The sequence below is a fragment of the Lentzea albidocapillata subsp. violacea genome, assembly GCF_900100275.1.
In the GTDB taxonomy this organism is placed as follows: Bacteria; Actinomycetota; Actinomycetes; order Mycobacteriales; family Pseudonocardiaceae; genus Lentzea; species Lentzea violacea.
Window position 1 is genome coordinate 80,341 of the sequence record NZ_FNET01000024.1, and the last position, 16,118, is coordinate 96,458.

Genomic DNA, 16,118 nt, shown 5'->3' on the forward strand with positions numbered 1-16,118 from the left:
GCAGATCAGAAACGCGAGTGGATAGGACCCTTCGGGCACGGTTTGCCCTGGTCGTACGTCTCGTCGTAGGCGTGGTCAGCGGGAATCAAGATCTCGATGTGCTCACCACGCTCGGCGGGGTCACGGGCGAGATCGCTCTCGACGACGCACACGACGGCGTGCTGTCCGCTGCCACGGGAGTAGGTCACCGACAGCACCACCCACGGCTCAGTCGTCTCGGTCGGTGCGGGCTGCACGGGCGTGCACGCTGCGAGTGCGGCCGTCACGCCGATCAGGCACGCGGCCAGGGTTCGGATCGACATCACGCACGCTCCGTGCGGTTGCGCACCCGACCGGACACCGTGCGCGTGTTGGACGCGACCAGCACGCCGCGTTCGGCGCTGATGCGGATGTCACCGGAGACGGAGTTGGCGTCCACACTGGACGGAGCTACGGCGTGAACGCTGATGTCACCGGACACCGAGCGCACGCCGGCGGTCTTGACCAGCTCGGCGACGTCCACGTCACCGGAGGTCGTGTTCACCACGACGTCGTCGGACGCGCCCAGCTCGACATCACCGGAGATCGTGTGCACGTGGGCGGTACGGACGTAGGCGACGCTCACGTCACCCGAGGTCGTGTCGACGTCGACCAGGTCCACGCGGTCGGCGGTGAGGTCACCCGAGGTGGACCGGAAGCGCAGACGCGGCAGGCTGCCCGTGGTCACCACGGACGCCGTCTCCGACTCCACCGACAGCGTCGACCCCAGCGGCAGGCGAACCTGAACGCGGACACCGCCAGCGGACGCAAACACGCCCCCACCGGAGACGATCTGACCGTTGACGATCGTCGCGCCCACCACGGTGCCGCCGAAGTGCACGTCACCGAACGTCTGCGAGACGACCACACCACGGCCGGACCGGACCACAGTCATGCCGCCACTGGACGCGCCACGCGGACGCGGCAGCCTCACCGAGAGCCTGTCGCCCGACTCGGTCACCGCCACGTCGGCGATCAGCCGCGCGGCCTCCGTGTCGCTCGGCTCCAACGGCGACAACACGATCTGAGCGTCCTCATAAGACTCAGACGCCCACACCTCTACGGAACCGTGAGCAACGTCCAACGCCAGGTCAACGCGGCCGGAGTGAGTGATGGTGTGCATCAGGCGGCCTCCGTCCCGAACGGCACGGACGTGACAGCCTGAACCCGCAGAACGCGGACCCTGCTGCTGAGCAACCTCTTGGCCTCGCGGCGCTCCTGGCGGTGCTCCCGCTGCTCCAACGCCGAACCGTCCAGCAGTGCACTGGTCGGACGCGGCGCGTCGGCGGCGAGTCGTTCGGCGAACATCCACCTGATCTCGTAGGCGGTCAGCCCGTCCGGGCTGAACCTGCCCTGGCTGTCCGTCTTGAAGTCCATCTCGTCGAGCTGTTGCACGCTGTCCTCCGGCGCCTAGTCCTAGAGACGTTCAGACGTCTGAACGTCTGGAACACAAGCTAGGGCGCGTGCGTTGGAGTTGTCAAGACGTCTGAAGGACTTATGCTGAAGACGTCTCTACCTCGATCGATGGGAGGCGGGCGTGGCCGCCAAGTACGACCGGATTGCTGCGGACCTGCGGACGCAGATCCTCGCGGGCAAGCTTCAGCCTGGAGAGCGGATGCGGGCTGAGGATGAGTTGGTCGGCGAGTACAGCGTGAGTCGGAACACTTTGAGGCAGGCGCTTGCCGCTCTGGAGTCGGAAGGCCTGATCGTGCGAAAGCACGGGACCGGAACGTTCGTCCGTATGGCGCGGCAAAGGATCTGCCGCACTACGGATCGGTATCAGTGGGAGAAAGATCGCGTTCTGCTTTCACAGGAGGAACGCGGATCGACTGGTGCGACTGAAAAAGATACTGGCCTCGAAATGAGTGACCTAAAATTCAGTGCGGTCTATTCCGAATTGGCTGCGCCGAATGATCTAGCGAAGGTGTTCGAGGTTGAGCTCGGTTCAAAACTGTTGCGACGCGTGTACACCACGCGCAAGCATGATGAGAAATCGCCGCTCAGTGTAGTGACGTCCTACCTCGTGCATGACGTCGTGGCACAGAATCCGGATCTGCTGAAGTCTGAGAACGAACCGTGGCCTGGCGGAACTCAGCATCAGTTGTCGACTATTGGGATTGAGCTCGACCGGATTGTCGACAACGTGACGGCTAGGCCGCCGACGGCTGAAGAGGTTGAGTCGCTTGATATTGGAGTAGGCGTAGCGGTCATGGTGATGCGGAAAGTATCTGTCGATACGACTGGGCGAACCGTCGAGGTTTCAGACATCGTGTGGCCTGGTGACCGAATTGAGCTGCAGTACACGACGCAGCTCACGCCTTGGCCCAAGCGTCCGAAGCGTTCACGTGCTCCCGGTTCGAAGAACTGAGGTCTTTTCATGCCGGTTGTGTCGATTATTACGGCTGCGTATGCGCCGTCCGCGCAGTTCCTCGGTGAAACGGCGCTGAGCGTAGCTGCTCAGGAAATGCCGGATGGCTGGAGCGTCGAGTGGATTGTTCAAGAGGACGGTGAGCAGCCTGAGCTGTCAAGGCTCTTCGATGATGTGCCGAACGCGAGGTATGAAGCGAATGGTGGGCAGCTCGGGCTTGCGGTGACCCGCAACCTAGCGCTTTCTCGGGCTACTGGTGGACTTGTGCAAGTGTTGGACCACGACGACTTGCTACTGCCTGGAGCTACCGCGTTGCTTGCGTCGAGGTTCGTTGAGAACCAGATTCATTGGGCTGTAGGGCAGGCGGACGACTTGATGCCTGATGGTGCAAGGCTTAGCTATCCGTCGGCACTCGGATTTGGCATAGTCGCTGCCGGGGTGGCGAATGACTGGGCTGCTGAGCGAAACGGCAACTGGCCCATTCACTGTGCTGGCCTGATGATGAGAACCGAATCTGTGCGCGTATTGGGAGGATGGGCGGGCCTTCCGGCGGAAGACGACATCTCGCTGTTCGCCGCTTTGTCAGAGGTCACGGACGGCTATTGCGAAGAGAGCATGACGTGGCTCTATCGGCAACACGCCACACAGACCTACCGGTCCGAAGCATGGCGGTCACGAAGTGCTGTTGGTCGGCGTGCCGCGCTTCAGCGAGCACGCGCTATGCGATCTGCACGCGTGCAGATCGGTGCGGTGTCGTTGGAGCGTGAGAGTGCTCCCGACGTAGAAGTGGGTCGCTCAATCAAGACACCGCGTCAGCTTTGACGCTCCCCAGGACTGCTGTAGCCGGGAGGGGGTTCCGGAACGTCGGTAACTGCGGTAACTGCGGTAACCGAGCAGGTCAGACGGTTACCGCAGAGGGGGCGGTTACCGATCGCTGCGGTAACCCGAGTGCCTTGACGGCGTGCAGGGTGAGGCGCCTCGGTAGGCATTGGTACTTACCGCGGAAACCGTGAATCCGCTGGCCGGCACAACTGTCTTCGCTGGTGAATGGATCGCGGGCCACTCGGATGCTGCCGCCGAACATCGCCATTGGTTCACCCCTCCCCGGCTTCAGCGGTTGTGTCGTTGTGTGACATGGGAGCGACGTCGCTGGTTACCGTTCCGATCGGTAACCGCACCTCTATCGGTAACCGCCTGACCTGCGCGGTTACCGCAGTTACCGCAGTTACCGATGTCTGAGAGGCAGAGGAGCGGCTACAGCAGCGCGAGGAACTCGGCGGGTGTCAGCCCTGCCTGCCGGATGATCGAGGCGAGCGTTCCGCGCTTCACGGTCCCGTGCATGGGCACGATGACCGTGCGGCCATCGTCATGCCGGTAGACGGCGTGGCTGCCCTTGGTACGGGTGTGCTCGAATCCGAGCGATTCCAAGACGCGGGTGACCTTGCGGACGGCAACGTCCGACAGCGCAGGACTCACGCGGCCGTTCCCGGTACCTGGAACGAGGTCACCAACGGCGTTGCGGTGACCGGAGGCTCGGGCACCTCGGACAGGTACAGCTCGACTGCTTCACGGAGGTTGCTCAGCGCTTCCTCGATCGACTGACCCTGACTGGCCACGTCGATCTCAAGACACTGAGCGATGTACCAGTCTTCCTCTTGGTGCACCGCTGCTGTCAGCGTCCGCTGTTCGCTCATGGCTCCTAGTGTGCCTGGCTGCGTTCGGTTTCGGCACCGCGCAAACCGAACGGGTGCCGTTGTCGGCGGATGAACGTCGAGCCTGGTACGCACGGGCCTCGTGAGGCTGATGTGGCCGAGAACGCGACTCATGGACGTCTGAGACGGCCGCAGACGCGCTAGCGGCGAACCGGTGGTGTGTTAGTAGGGGACGAACCGCAGAGGGCCACTGAGGGCCACGCCTACCGAGAGGCGTGCAGCGAAGTTCGAGCCACACTCCTACCGAGGACGTACCGAAATTGGGCGCAGTGTAGGTTGCTCCGCAGGTCAGGGCGGGTGCTCACGCGAGTCTGTAAATCCGTCGCGAAAGCTACAGAGGTTCGAATCCTCTACCCGCCACGCAAGACTGATGGGCCTCTGACCGGACAGGTCAGGGGCCCATAGTCGTATCGTCGTAGCGGGCCGAGGGGATCTCAGTGCGTACGCAGATGGCAACAGAGGCCGGCAGAACGACGGCGCCGAGCGAGGACCGGGCACTGGTCGGCCCGAACCTGCTCGCCGTGCTAGACGGTGTGACGGCGAAGCCCGAGACCGGGTGCGAGCACGGTGTCGGCTGGTTCGCCGACCAGCTCTCCGGGGAGATCCTGCGGTTCGCGCACCTCGAACCGGGCGTGGCGCTCGCGAAGGCCGTCGAACAGGCCGCTGAGCTGCACTCCGGCACCTGCGACCTCGATCATCCGGACTCGCCCAGCGTGGCGATCGCGATGGTGCAGACCAAGGACGACGTGCTGCGGTACCTGGTGCTTGGGGACGCCACGGTCGTGGTCGACGCCAAGAGTGAGTTGCTCGTGGTGAGTGACACGCAGACGAAGCGCACGGCCGGTGCGAAGGTCGCTGACGTCGGGCATGCGTTGACGGGTGAGGTGCCGTTGCGGGACGTGCGGCGCGTCGCGATCCTGTCCGACGGGGCCGCGCGGGCGGTCGAGTTGTTCAATCTCTTCGATTGGCGTCAGGCGCTCGAACTGATGGCGGCGAACGGGCCGGACGACCTCATCCGCAGAATGCGCGCGGTCGAAAAGGAAGACGTCAAGGCCGTTGAATGGCCGCGCAAGAAGATTTCCGACGACGCGACTGTCGTGTTCCTCGACCGCTAGCGCTCCACGACGCGTCAATGCCTGGGTGCGGGCTCGACGCCACGGCGGTGCGCGATCGCAGCCATGTTGTCCTCGCCCCAGTCGCCCAACGGCAGCAGCGCCTCGTTCAGCCGCACGCCCAGCGGTGTCAACGAGTACTCGACGCGCGGCGGCACCTCGTGGAACACCTCGCGGTGCACGATCTTGTCGGCCTCCATCTCGCGCAGCACCTGGATCAGCATCTTCTCGCTGATGCCGGACACCAGCCTGCGCAGTTCGCCCGTGCGCACGGGGCCGTGGTGCAGCGCCCAGAGGATCAGGGCCTTCCAGCGGCCGCCGATCACGTCGATGGCCGCGTCGAGGCCGCACGAATACTGTCGTGGCTTCATGCTGGATCCTTACCGAAAGGTGGGTACCTGACAAAATAGTAGGTACTTGTCGATCCGCCAGTGTCAGAACGAGTATTCACGGCATGGGGATCAAGAAGACCGTGAGCGTGCTCGGCCTGGGCCGGATGGGCAGCTCGCTGGCGAAGGCCCTGGTCGACCAGGGCTACGAAGTGACCGTGTGGAACCGCACGCCGAAGGAACTGCCGAACACCAGAAGCGTTGCCACGCCACAAGAGGCGTTCAAGAGCGACGTCGTCATCACCTGCCTGTCCACGTACGACGCTCAACAACCGTTGCTCACCAACGAGATCAAGACGCTCGTCAACCTGACGTCCGGCACGCCGGAGCAGGCCCGCGCCACCGCGCGGTGGGCGAAGGACAACGGCGTCGAGTACGTCGACGGCGTGATCATGGCTGTGCCGCAGCAGATCGGTACCGAACAGGCGAAGATCTTCTTCAGCGGCAGCGAGAACCATCATGTGCTGCAAGCGTTCGGCGAACCGGTGTACGTCGGCGAGGACGACGCTGGGCTCGCCGCGCTGTACGACCTCGCCCTGCTCGGCATCATGTGGGCCATGTTCGGGGGCTACCTGCAGGCGGTCGCGTTGGTGGGCAGCGAGGGCATCGCGCCGGAGCGGTTCACGCCGATGGCCATGAGCTGGCTGAACGAGATGAGCACCCTCCTGCCCGAGATGGGCGAGGAGACGCGGACCAGGCAGTACGAGACCGACGTGTCCGCGCTGGACATCAACGTGGCCGGACTGCGCATGCTCACCGAGGCCAACCGCGAGCAGGGCCTCGACACCACCATCCCGCAGGCCCTGCACGACCTGTTCGAACGTGCCCAGCGCCACGGCCACGGCACGCACAGCATCGCAAGCGTCATCGAGGAGATCCGGAAATGAAGTACCTGGGGAAGAAGGCCGTCGTCACGGGCGGCACGCACGGCATGGGCCGCGCGGTGGTCGACAAGCTGATCGAGGGTGGCGCCGAGGTGCTGCTCACGGGACGCAGCACGGAGAAGGCCGAGGGCATCAAGGCGCACGCCATCGCGTCGGACGCGGCGAACCTCGACGACATCGTCAAGCTCGGAACCGAAGTGCGGGAACGACTGCAGGAGATCGACCTGCTCTTCGTCAACGTCGGCTACTCGACGCTGACACCGTTTCCCGACGCCACCGAACGCGACTACGACCGCACGTTCGACATCAACACCAAGGGCGCGTTCTTCACCGCGCAGCAGCTTGCTCCGCTCCTCAAGGACGGTGGCGCGATCGTCTTCACTACCAGCGTCGCCACGGAGCAGGGCGCGGAGGGGCTGACCCTGTACGCGGCCGCCAAGGCGGCTGTGCGGTCCTTCGCACGGGGATTCGCCGCGGAACTCGCTCCGCGCGGCATCAGGGTCAACGTCGTCAGCCCCGGCTTCATCGACACCCCGTCCATGGGTGTCGTCGGTGCTCCGCCTGAGGTGCTGCAGCAGTTCAAGGAGATGGGCGACCGCATCACGCCCCTCAAGCGCCACGGCACGATGGACGAGGTTGCGGACGCGGTGCTGTTCCTGGGGTTCGACGCCACCTTCACGACCGGTGCCGAACTCGCCGTCGACGGCGGACTGGGCCAGGGGATCAGCGCCTAGGAAAAATCTTCGGACGACCTGTCACACCTTCGTCGCCTGCCGGGTCGAGAGAGTGGAAGACGACGAAGACAGGGAGAACGAAGATGAGGATCGCCAACCCGATCATGTCCGTGCCCGGCGCCATGAAGGCTCTGCTGGATCTGTCGGAGGCAGCGGGGAAGACGGGTCTGGACAAGGACTACGTCGAGTTGATCTGCCTGCGCGTCAGCATCATGAACGGCTGCGGCACGTGCATCGACTACCACACCAAGCTGCTGCGTCAGGCGAACGTGGCGGACGAGAAGGTCTACGCCGTCGCGGGGTGGCGGGACGTGCCGTACTACACCGACGCCGAGAAGGCCGGGTTCGCGCTGGCCGAGCAGATCACGCGCGTGCACGTGAGCGACGACGTGTGGGACGAGGCGGCGAAGCACTACACCGAGGAGCAGCTCGCCGGTCTCGTGATCGCGATCGGCGCGATCAACCTGTGGAACCGCATGAACGTGGCCACGGGACAGAAGGTGGCCTGAGCAAAGGTTGAAGCCGGCGCGCAAGAGCTTCCTCTCTCTTGCGTGCCGGCCTCAGCGCGAGCCTACCCCATATCGAACAAATGTTCGATCACTGGGCGATCGACACGCGGATCAACTCGCGGCAAGTGCCGCCCGGCCGTCGTCGGTCAGTTCGGCGCAGACGCGAAGGCCGAAGCTCGTTGGCTGCGAAGGGCGCAGCAGTCCCGCGTGCACGAGGTCGTGCGTCGCCATGCGGTCACAACAGGGCAGCCCGTCGACGTACAGGTCGGGCTCCGTGCCGCCGGTCACCTCGGCACGTCCTGCGGCGACAGCCCGCAGCATCGCTCTCGCTCTTCCGCTGAGTTCCATCTCGACCCCCAGGTGTGGCGTCCGAATCCACTTACCCCTTTGTCGAAATAGAGGCCGGATTCGTTCCACAAGTACGGGTTCGTTTGGGTTCTTCGCTTGTGTGAACGGGTAGATCATGTCCCACTAGGCCGTTCGGGTTGCGCCGACACGCCGGAAGAAGAGCGCAGCGCGGGGCGGCGAACCCACAGCGTCCACCGTGGCCGGTAGCCCTGCGAGTACCAGAACGGCGTGGAGCGCGGGTTCGGCAACGCGTGGTGGAGCAGCGTCGATGCCACTCCGGCCGCGTCCAGGACGCCGTGCGCGTGAGCCGCGAGAGCGCTGCCCGCACCCGTGCCGCGCACATCGGGCCGCACGCCGAGATGGCCGAGATAGGCGAACGGCCGCGCCGACGCGTACTTCTCCATCCACCCCGCGTCCTGCGGCATGTCGACGTAGACCATGCCGACGGGCGTGTCGCCGCTCAGCGCCAGCCACATCGCCTCGTGGTCGCGGTCGAGCACTTCGGCCAACGCCGTGCGCAGGTGCTCCGCGGTGTTCGGGCGCTCGGTCACCAGACCGAACTGGGCGTCGTACCGGACCGTGTGCAGGTTCAGTTCGACGGCGACGTCCAGGTCGGCGCGCGTGGCGGGGCGGATGCTCACCCCGGACGGCCGCGGCGCGGGCGAACGGCCGGCGAGGCGTTCGGCGACCACCGTGAGCGGCGCGAAACCCCGGTCGATCAACGTCCGTGCGCCGACCGTCTCGTGGCTGGGCAACTGCACGATCGCCGCGGTCTCCGGGTCGTCCAGGCCGGTCAGGCGGGCGTCCCACTCGTCGAGCAACGCCGGCAGGTCGCAGCCCGGCTGCCAGGTCAGGCCGTGCGTGCGCAGGGGTCCCCAGGTGAGGAGCAGGGAGTCCGGATCGGTCTCGCGGTAGGAAAAGATCTCGCTCACATCCCATCTGACCATGGCAGGGTCGGGCGTGTGGAGATCTACGTCGTGGACTCGTTCACCAACAGGCCCTTCGCGGGCAACCCCGCCGGAGTCGTGCTCCTCACCGAACCACGTGACGACGCCTGGATGCAGCACGTCGCCGCCGAGATGAAGCACGCCGAAACGGCCTTCGTCACCCCGGACAACCACCTCCGCTGGTTCACGCCGGAGGTCGAGGTGGACCTCTGCGGGCACGCCACCCTCGCCACCGCGCACGTGCTGGGCGGAGAGCAGGCGTTCACCACGCGTAGTGGGGTGCTCACATGCGCAAATGACGATGGGTGGATCCGGATGGACTTCCCGGCAGACCCTCCAGAGTTGACTGACCCGCCAATCGGTCTAGCGGAAGCGCTGCCACATGCGACGATCAAGTCCGTGTCGCGCGGGCGGTTCGACTTCCTGATCGAGTTGGAAAGCGCGGCGGAAGTCCGATCCCTGCGACCTGACGTCCAAGGATTGGCACAAATCCAGTCACGCGGAGTAATCGTGACGGCTGTCGGAGACGGCGACGCGGACGTCGTCAGCCGGTGCTTCTACCCGGCCGTCGGCATCCCGGAGGACCCCGTCACCGGATCGGCCCACTGCACCCTTGCGTCCTATTGGGGGTCTCGGCTCCAGTGCGCTGACCTGCTGGCGGAGCAGGCATCGCCGCGCGGAGGGTTCGTCAGGACGACCCTCGCCCAAGATCGCGTACTGCTCTCGGGGCAGGCCGTGACGGTGCTCCGGGGGCACTTGAACGTGTAGCCACGTCTGGGTGAATCAAAGTCACTAGGGGTGCTCGACCTGCCATTTCGTCCCCCGAGCGGGGTACATTAGTGCCCCTGGAGGGGTCCTGATCGCGAAGTGCGGGACCCCTCAGTCACGCCTAGAGGCCCCCCACCCAGGCCGACGAGGAGGCTGGATGTCCGACCGAGCGTCGGCCCCCGTGTCGGACTCGGCCGCCTGGTCGGCCAAGTCGACCAACCGTGCGTTCAGCGCGTTCGCCATCACCCTTCTGGTGGCCGGCGTCGTCTGCGCGGGCATGGTCGCGGCCTGGCTTCCGGAGAAGGAGAACGTCTCCCTCTTCTGGATCGGCCCACTTCTCGTCGTCGGCTTCCTGCTGGCGGAGCAGCTCGCGATCAACGTCGACGTCCGCAGCGGCGTCGCGTGGACGATCTCCTTCACCGAGATCCCGCTGGTCCTGGGCCTGCTCGTGGCCCCGTTCGAGATCGTGCTCGCTGCGCACGTGGTCGCCGGCGTCGGCACGTTGCTCGGCAGGCGGATCCTCGACCGGGCCGTCTACAACGCGGGTCTCATGTTCATGGAGATCTCCGTGGCGTTCGCCGCCGCCGAGGCCGTGAACCGGATGATCGGCGCCGGTGGCCCGTTCTGGGCGGGCGCGTTCGTCGGAACGATCACCGTGCCGCTCCTCGCGAGCGTGCTGGGCCTGTGCGCGTTGCGCCTCATGGGCAAGTCGATGCGGGTCAGCAACAGCGCCCGTCTCGTGCTGCAGACGCTGGTCGTGGCGCTGCTGAACACATCGGTCGGACTCGTCGGCTTCCAGATCGTCGCCACCACCGAGTGGGGCGGCGTCCTGATCATCCTGGTGCTCGCGGGCATCGTGGCCACCTACCTCGCCTATTCCGGGCTCCTGCGCGAACAGCGCGACCTGGAGGCGTTGAGCGAGGTCAGCCTCCGTGTCGCGAGATCGGGACAGCACGGCACCGGCCCGCGCCAGCCCGACGACGACCTCACCACGGGCGTCGAAGAGGACGAGTGGCAGCTCATCGCGGAACGCATCCGCGAGCAGCTCAACGCGAACAGGGTCGTGCTGCGCCTGCGCACCGACCCACAGGAAGCCATGATCACCCTCGTCGCCGGCGAACCGCTGCCCGACGAGATGACCGCGACGGACCCTCGTGCCGTGCGCGAGGACCCGGTACTTCAGTTGCCGGGCACGCACGTCCGCTACTACCGCGTGGCCGATGCGACCGAGGACGTCACCGAGGCCCTGCTGCGCCGCGACGCGCAGGAAGCCCTGGTCGTCCCGTTGCGCGGCGCGACCCAGCTGCTCGGCGCCGTCGAGGCGCACGACCGGCTGTCGCGCTGGCGCGGTTTCGGCAGGGCGGACATCCAGCTGCTGCGCACGCTGGCCTCGCACCTCGCGACGGCCGTCGACAACCGCCGCCTGCTCGCCCGCCTGCGCCACGACGCCTACCACGACCCGCTGACCGGCCTGCTGAACCGGGCGGGCCTGCGCGAGGCGTGCGCCGAGCCGTTGCGCGAGTCCCGCAGCGGTGTGGTGCTGCGCATCGACCTCGACATCCTGTCGACGGTGTCCGATGCGCTGGGCCAGGCCTGGGGCAACCGGATGGTCGTCGCCGCCGGACGCCGGCTGCGGGACGCTCTCGGAGCGGACGTGCCGCTGGCGCGCCTGGAGGGTGGCTCGTTCGCCGCGTACCTCGACGACGAGCGCGCTCAGACCGCCCACGAGACCGCGGAACGGTTGCGCGCCGGGCTTTCCGTGCCGTACCCGGTCGACCGCCTGACCGTCGAGGCCTCCGCGGTCGTGGGTTACGCGTCCAAAGCGGACTCCGAGACCGAGGACCCGGACCCCGACGTGTTGCTGCAGCGGGCAGATGTCGCCGTGCGTGCGACGTCCGAGGGCACGCCCGTGAAGGCCTACGCGCCGTCGATGGGCCACCTGTTCCTGCGCCGCTTCCAGCTCGTGACGCAGTTCCGCCAGGCCGTCGAGACCGGGCAGATCTCGGTGCACTACCAGCCGAAGGTCGCCCTGCCCTCACGCCAGGTCGTGGGTGCGGAAGCGTTGGTGCGCTGGACACATCCGGAGTTCGGCCGCGTCGACCCGGACGAGTTCGTGCCGGCCGTCGAGGCCACCGGTCTCGTGGACGTGCTGACGGACTTCGTGATGGACCGCGCTCTGGAACGCGTGCGCCGCTGGCTCGACCGCGGCCTGCGGATGTCCATCGCGGTGAACCTCTCCGTCCGGACGCTGGGCGACGAGGACTTCCCGAACCGCGTCGAGGCCGCCCTGGAGCGCCACGACGTGCCGTCGGGGCTGCTGACCTTCGAGCTCACCGAGTCGGGCGTCATGGCCGATCCCGAGCGCGCTCTGCCGGTGCTGCGGCGCCTGCATGCGATCGGCGTCGTGCTGGCGGTCGACGACTTCGGCACCGGCTACTCGTCGCTGGCGTACCTGCGGCAGCTGCCCGTGGATGAGGTGAAGATCGACAAGTCGTTCGTGCTCGGGATGGGCTCGGACCTCGGCGACATGGCCGTGGTCCGGTCGATCGTGGAGCTCGGGCACTCGCTTGGCCTTGTGGTGGTGGCCGAGGGCGTCGAGGACGACGCCGCGCGCGACCAGTTGGTCGGGATGGGCTGCGACGTGGCCCAGGGCTACCTGATCTCCCGGCCGCTGTCCGAAGATCGCTTCGAGGCCTGGCTGCGCGCCCGAACGGTGCAGGTCAGGGGTGCTCGTGATGAGACGGTGCTCACGCTGGTGCACTGAGGCACCCCCCGGATTTCGTTCTTGGTTGCGAGGTGTTGTAGAGTTCTCCTCGCTCGGCAAGAACGAAAGAGCAAGCCCCTTTAGCTCAGTCGGCAGAGCGTCTCCATGGTAAGGAGAAGGTCTACGGTTCGATTCCGTAAAGGGGCTCCACTACTGGCCGCAGTGCTGAGCGCTGCGGCTGTAGTTGTGTAAAGCGGTGTAGCTCAGTTGGTAGAGCAAGCGGCTCATAATCGCTGTGTCGCCGGTTCAAGTCCGGCCACCGCTACTTCACAAGATCCCCGCCAGGCGGTAAGCCCGCACTGGGTGTTCGGGGCCCGTGTGCTCTCAGGAAGGCAAGGACCGTGGCTGCAACCGACGTACGCCCGAAGATCACCCTCGCGTGCGAGGAGTGCAAGCACCGGAACTACATCACCAGGAAGAACCGGCGCAACGACCCGGACCGCCTGGAGATGAAGAAGTTCTGCCCGAACTGCAAGACGCACCGCGCGCACAAGGAAACCCGCTGAGCGCGTAGCGACTCTTCGACGAGGCCCGTCCCACACCGTGGGGCGGGCCTCGTCGCATATAGGCTCCTCCGGTGCCTCTCGACCCCGCTTTCATCGGACGTAGTTATCCGCCGTCGCAGCCGTACGACGTGAGCCGCGAGAAGATCCGCGAGTTCGCCGGGGCGATCGGCGCGACCAGCCCGGCCTACCTCGACGCCGAAGCAGCGAAGGCCTTGGGGCACAGGGACGTCATCGCGCCACCGACGTTCGCGATCGTCGTGTCGATGAAGACCAACGAGACGGTCATGTTCGACCCGGAGCTGGAGCTCGACTACAGCCGCGTCGTGCACGGCGACCAGAACTTCACCCACCACCGGCCCATCACCGCGGGCGACCAGCTGGTGTGTGTGGCGCACATCGACGCCATCACGTCCCGCATGGGCAACGACATGGTGACCGTGCGGACGGAGATCAGCACGGTCGGCGGCGAGCCCGTCACCACCGCCAGGTCGATGCTCGTCGTGAGGGGAGAAGACGCATGACGTACGAGGTTGGCACTGAACTGCCGGCGCTGTCCGTGCGCCTCAAGCGCGACGACCTGGTGCGTTACGCGGGCGCCTCGCTGGATTTCAACCCGATCCACTGGAACGAGAAGACGGCCAGGGACGTCGGCCTGCCGGACGTGATCGCGCACGGGATGCTGACCATGGCCGTGGCCTCGCGGATCGTCGCGGAGTGGATCGGCGACCCCGGCGCGATCGTCGAGTACGGCTGCCGCTTCGGCCGGCCCGTCGTGGTGCCCAACGACGACGAGGGCGCGCTCGTCGAGGTGACCGCGAAGGTCACCAAGGACCTCGGGGACGGAACTGTGAAGGTCAACATCAACGCCGCTTTTGACGGCAAGTCGGTGTTGACGGGCGCCTTCGCGCGCGTGCGGATCAGCTGATCTTGTGATCAAGAACACCACCGGACGACCTGGTCCGGTGGTGTTTGCGGTGTTCACGGGAGATTCGGAGCAGGTCGGAGCAGTGGTTGCCCGACCCTGATTCGTCTTCTCGGCTCGCATATGGGTAGGCTGTGTGACAGGCCGCTCGGCAAGTGCTTGAGCGGTCTGGTTGGAATGGACGGGGCAGGCTCCCGTACACTTCCTGCTTGGCCAGGGGATCCCACTCGGGATCTCAAAGGGGTGTAGCTCAACTGGCAGAGCAGCGGTCTCCAAAACCGCAGGTTGCAGGTTCAAGTCCTGTCGCCCCTGCTGTCGAAGCGCGTCATGGGTGGAGTGGAGGCACGGCATGGTCGAGGGCCGCGAGCAGGACCAGCCGGAGGAGCGCGAAGGCGCTGTCCGGCCGTCCACTGCTGCGGCGCGACGTGAGCGTCGTGCCTCCTCTCGCCCGGCCGCCCGCAAGGACGGCAGCAGCGCTGAGTCGAAGAAGAGCGTCGCCAAGTCCGAGGAGTCGGACGAGGACGCGAAGAAGGGTCGCCCGACCAAGACCCGTGATGGGCAGGAGAAGCGGCCCTCGCTGATCGGGCGGGGCTTCCGCTACATCCGCGAGGTCGTCAGCGAACTCCGCAAGGTGATCTGGCCGACGCGCAAGCAGCTGATCACGTACACCGGCGTCGTGCTGGTCTTCGTGGTCGTCATGGTTGCGATGGTGTGGGCTCTCGACCTCGGCTTCGGCGCGGCTGTTTTCGAGTTGTTCGGCTGAGCCGGACAGCTGCCGCTGCAATCAGGAAGCGAGATCCACAGTGACCTCCGATAACGGCGTCGACGCCCAGGAGAAGACCGACCTCATCGACGACGAGGTGTCCGAGGACACCGCGGCGGACGAGACGGTCGAGTCGGAGGCTGTGGACTCCGAGGACGTCGCGGACGAGAGCGCCGAGGAGTCCGCGCAGGACGCCGACGTGCTCGCGATCGACGAGACGCCGATCGACGAAGAGCCCGAGGACCCCGCCGAAGAGCTGCGCCAGGCCCTGCGCCGCGCGCCCGGCGACTGGTACGTCGTGCACTCGTACGCCGGTTACGAGAACAAGGTCAAGGCGAACCTCGAGACTCGTATCCACACGCTCGACATGGAGGACTACATCTTCCAGGTCGAGGTGCCGACCGAAGAGGTCACCGAGATCAAGAACGGCCAGCGCAAGCTGGTGCAGCGCAAGGTGCTGCCCGGCTACATCCTGGTCCGCATGGAGCTCACCGACGCGTCCTGGAGCGCCGTCCGCAACACGCCGGGCGTGACCGGGTTCGTCGGAGCCACCTCGAAGCCTTCGCCCCTCACGATCGACGAGGTGCTGAAGTTCCTGCTCCCGCAGCAGGAGCAGAAGCCGGCCGAGGGCAAGAAGGCCGCCGCCACCACCACGTCGAAGCCGACCATCGAGGTCGACTTCGAGGTCGGCGAGTCGGTCACGGTCATGGACGGCCCGTTCGCCACGCTGCCCGCCACGATCAGCGAGGTCAACGCGGACGGCCAGAAGCTGAAGGTCCTGGTGTCGATCTTCGGCCGGGAGACGCCGGTCGAGCTGTCGTTCAGCCAGGTCTCCAAGATCTGAGCGGTTTTCCCTGACCGGAAGGCCGATCGGCCACGCTGCGGCTGGCAGAGCCGCGCGCGGACACTGCAATAACAGGAAGTACGGACAATGCCTCCCAAGAAGAAGAAGCTGTCAGCGATCATCAAGCTGCAGATCAAGGCTGGTGCCGCCAACCCGGCGCCTCCCGTTGGTCCCGCGCTGGGTCAGCACGGCGTCAACATCATGGAGTTCTGCAAGGCCTACAACGCCGCGACCGAGTCGCAGCGTGGTCAGGTCGTGCCGGTTGAGATCTCCGTGTACGAAGACCGTTCGTTCGACTTCAAGCTGAAGACCCCTCCGGCCGCGCGACTCATCCTCGCCGCCGCTGGTGTCGACAAGGGCAGCGGCGAGCCGCACCGCGTCAAGGTCGCCAAGGTGACCATGGAGCAGGTGCGCAGCATCGCGCAGGTCAAGATGGTCGACCTGAACGCGAACGACATCGACCAGGCGGCGAAGATCATCGCCGGCACCGCCCGTTCCATGGGCATCACGGTCGAAGGCTGACCACACCC

General features: G+C 66.0%; 22 protein-coding genes and 3 tRNA genes. 17 read left to right on the top strand and 8 right to left on the bottom strand.

The genetic code is table 11. The features are described 5' to 3' along the window. Positions 1-5: 5 nt before the first annotated feature. The 3 genes from BLR21_RS35225 to BLR21_RS35235 all read right to left on the bottom strand — a co-directional run bounded on the left by BLR21_RS35225 (position 6) and on the right by BLR21_RS35235 (position 1,413). On the bottom strand, positions 6-302 hold the full coding sequence (locus tag BLR21_RS35225; RefSeq protein WP_090013262.1) for a hypothetical protein: 297 nt from the start codon (positions 300-302) through the stop codon (positions 6-8). Next, complete coding sequence (locus BLR21_RS35230; RefSeq protein ID WP_176929934.1) at positions 302-1,039, bottom strand: DUF4097 family beta strand repeat-containing protein; 738 nt, start codon at positions 1,037-1,039, stop codon at positions 302-304. The genes BLR21_RS35225 and BLR21_RS35230 overlap by 1 nt, the downstream gene beginning before the upstream one ends. A 101-nt stretch (positions 1,040-1,140) precedes the next feature. Then, positions 1,141-1,413, bottom strand: a complete 273-nt coding sequence (locus tag BLR21_RS35235; protein WP_090013266.1) for a hypothetical protein — start codon at positions 1,411-1,413, stop codon at positions 1,141-1,143. A gap of 142 nt (positions 1,414-1,555) precedes the next feature. Between BLR21_RS35235 and BLR21_RS35240 the strand changes: the two genes are divergently transcribed. Both BLR21_RS35240 and BLR21_RS35245 read left to right on the top strand, forming a co-directional pair. Continuing rightward, complete coding sequence (locus BLR21_RS35240) at positions 1,556-2,386, top strand: GntR family transcriptional regulator (RefSeq protein ID WP_090013268.1); 831 nt, start codon at positions 1,556-1,558, stop codon at positions 2,384-2,386. A gap of 9 nt (positions 2,387-2,395) precedes the next feature. Then, positions 2,396-3,208: a glycosyltransferase family 2 protein gene (locus BLR21_RS35245; RefSeq protein WP_090013270.1), complete on the top strand. Its 813-nt coding sequence runs from the start codon at positions 2,396-2,398 to the stop codon at positions 3,206-3,208. A gap of 432 nt (positions 3,209-3,640) precedes the next feature. Here BLR21_RS35245 and BLR21_RS35250 read toward each other — a convergent pair whose 3' ends face one another. After that, complete coding sequence (locus BLR21_RS35250) at positions 3,641-3,862, bottom strand: type II toxin-antitoxin system HicA family toxin (protein WP_090013272.1); 222 nt, start codon at positions 3,860-3,862, stop codon at positions 3,641-3,643. Beyond that, positions 3,859-4,080 carry a type II toxin-antitoxin system HicB family antitoxin gene (locus tag BLR21_RS35255; RefSeq protein WP_090013274.1) on the bottom strand — a complete coding sequence of 74 codons (222 nt, stop codon included), beginning with the start codon at positions 4,078-4,080 and terminating at the stop codon, positions 3,859-3,861. Before BLR21_RS35255 ends, BLR21_RS35250 begins: the two co-directional genes overlap by 4 nt. A 455-nt stretch (positions 4,081-4,535) precedes the next feature. Between BLR21_RS35255 and BLR21_RS35260 the strand changes: the two genes are divergently transcribed. Beyond that, positions 4,536-5,213, top strand: coding sequence for a protein phosphatase 2C domain-containing protein (locus BLR21_RS35260; protein WP_143028021.1), 678 nt, complete (start codon positions 4,536-4,538; stop codon positions 5,211-5,213). A gap of 14 nt (positions 5,214-5,227) precedes the next feature. On the opposite strand, the gene BLR21_RS35265 is transcribed toward BLR21_RS35260, so the two are convergent. Further along, positions 5,228-5,581, bottom strand: a complete 354-nt coding sequence (locus tag BLR21_RS35265) for a winged helix-turn-helix transcriptional regulator (RefSeq protein WP_090013278.1) — start codon at positions 5,579-5,581, stop codon at positions 5,228-5,230. A gap of 83 nt (positions 5,582-5,664) precedes the next feature. On the opposite strand from BLR21_RS35265, the gene BLR21_RS35270 reads away from it, so the two are divergent. The 3 genes from BLR21_RS35270 (at position 5,665) to BLR21_RS35280 (ending at position 7,726) form a co-directional block, all read left to right on the top strand. Beyond that, the gene (locus BLR21_RS35270) at positions 5,665-6,486 is read left to right on the top strand and encodes an NAD(P)-dependent oxidoreductase (protein ID WP_256335139.1); all 822 of its coding nucleotides are present in this window, start codon (positions 5,665-5,667) and stop codon (positions 6,484-6,486) included. Beyond that, positions 6,483-7,217 (top strand): SDR family NAD(P)-dependent oxidoreductase, encoded by a 735-nt coding sequence (locus BLR21_RS35275; RefSeq protein ID WP_090013280.1) that lies wholly within the window; start codon positions 6,483-6,485, stop codon positions 7,215-7,217. The genes BLR21_RS35270 and BLR21_RS35275 overlap by 4 nt, the downstream gene beginning before the upstream one ends. Positions 7,218-7,300: 83 nt before the next feature. After that, positions 7,301-7,726: a carboxymuconolactone decarboxylase family protein gene (locus BLR21_RS35280; protein WP_090013282.1), complete on the top strand. Its 426-nt coding sequence runs from the start codon at positions 7,301-7,303 to the stop codon at positions 7,724-7,726. A 111-nt stretch (positions 7,727-7,837) separates the two neighbouring features. Here BLR21_RS35280 and BLR21_RS35285 read toward each other — a convergent pair whose 3' ends face one another. Both BLR21_RS35285 and BLR21_RS35290 read right to left on the bottom strand, forming a co-directional pair. Beyond that, the gene (locus tag BLR21_RS35285; protein ID WP_245815883.1) at positions 7,838-8,047 is read right to left on the bottom strand and encodes a hypothetical protein; all 210 of its coding nucleotides are present in this window, start codon (positions 8,045-8,047) and stop codon (positions 7,838-7,840) included. 140 nt (positions 8,048-8,187) lie between these two features. After that, complete coding sequence (locus tag BLR21_RS35290; RefSeq protein WP_176929935.1) at positions 8,188-9,006, bottom strand: GNAT family N-acetyltransferase; 819 nt, start codon at positions 9,004-9,006, stop codon at positions 8,188-8,190. 30 nt (positions 9,007-9,036) lie between these two features. On the opposite strand from BLR21_RS35290, the gene BLR21_RS35295 reads away from it, so the two are divergent. The 11 genes from BLR21_RS35295 (at position 9,037) to rplK (ending at position 16,110) form a co-directional block, all read left to right on the top strand. Beyond that, the gene (locus BLR21_RS35295) at positions 9,037-9,789 is read left to right on the top strand and encodes a PhzF family phenazine biosynthesis protein (RefSeq protein ID WP_090013288.1); all 753 of its coding nucleotides are present in this window, start codon (positions 9,037-9,039) and stop codon (positions 9,787-9,789) included. A gap of 157 nt (positions 9,790-9,946) precedes the next feature. Continuing rightward, positions 9,947-12,553 carry a putative bifunctional diguanylate cyclase/phosphodiesterase gene (locus BLR21_RS35300; protein WP_090013290.1) on the top strand — a complete coding sequence of 869 codons (2,607 nt, stop codon included), beginning with the start codon at positions 9,947-9,949 and terminating at the stop codon, positions 12,551-12,553. A 74-nt stretch (positions 12,554-12,627) separates the two neighbouring features. Next, positions 12,628-12,703 (top strand) — tRNA-Thr (locus tag BLR21_RS35305). Positions 12,704-12,745: 42 nt separating this feature from the next. Continuing rightward, a tRNA-Met gene (locus BLR21_RS35310) sits at positions 12,746-12,818 on the top strand. Between the two features lie 76 nt (positions 12,819-12,894). Beyond that, entirely contained in the window at positions 12,895-13,059 is a 165-nt protein-coding gene (gene rpmG, locus BLR21_RS35315) for a 50S ribosomal protein L33 (RefSeq protein ID WP_030478264.1), read from the top strand. A 71-nt stretch (positions 13,060-13,130) separates the two neighbouring features. Next, positions 13,131-13,580 carry a MaoC family dehydratase N-terminal domain-containing protein gene (locus BLR21_RS35320; RefSeq protein WP_090013292.1) on the top strand — a complete coding sequence of 150 codons (450 nt, stop codon included), beginning with the start codon at positions 13,131-13,133 and terminating at the stop codon, positions 13,578-13,580. After that, positions 13,577-13,984, top strand: coding sequence for a MaoC/PaaZ C-terminal domain-containing protein (locus BLR21_RS35325; protein ID WP_090013294.1), 408 nt, complete (start codon positions 13,577-13,579; stop codon positions 13,982-13,984). Before BLR21_RS35320 ends, BLR21_RS35325 begins: the two co-directional genes overlap by 4 nt. Positions 13,985-14,220: 236 nt before the next feature. Further along, positions 14,221-14,293, top strand: a tRNA-Trp gene (locus BLR21_RS35330). 37 nt (positions 14,294-14,330) lie between these two features. Continuing rightward, entirely contained in the window at positions 14,331-14,744 is a 414-nt protein-coding gene (gene secE / locus BLR21_RS35335) for a preprotein translocase subunit SecE (RefSeq protein ID WP_090013296.1), read from the top strand. A 40-nt stretch (positions 14,745-14,784) separates the two neighbouring features. Further along, on the top strand, positions 14,785-15,588 hold the full coding sequence (gene nusG, locus BLR21_RS35340; RefSeq protein WP_090013298.1) for a transcription termination/antitermination protein NusG: 804 nt from the start codon (positions 14,785-14,787) through the stop codon (positions 15,586-15,588). A gap of 87 nt (positions 15,589-15,675) precedes the next feature. After that, positions 15,676-16,110, top strand: coding sequence for a 50S ribosomal protein L11 (gene rplK, locus BLR21_RS35345; RefSeq protein ID WP_030478269.1), 435 nt, complete (start codon positions 15,676-15,678; stop codon positions 16,108-16,110). Positions 16,111-16,118 lie beyond the last annotated feature (8 nt).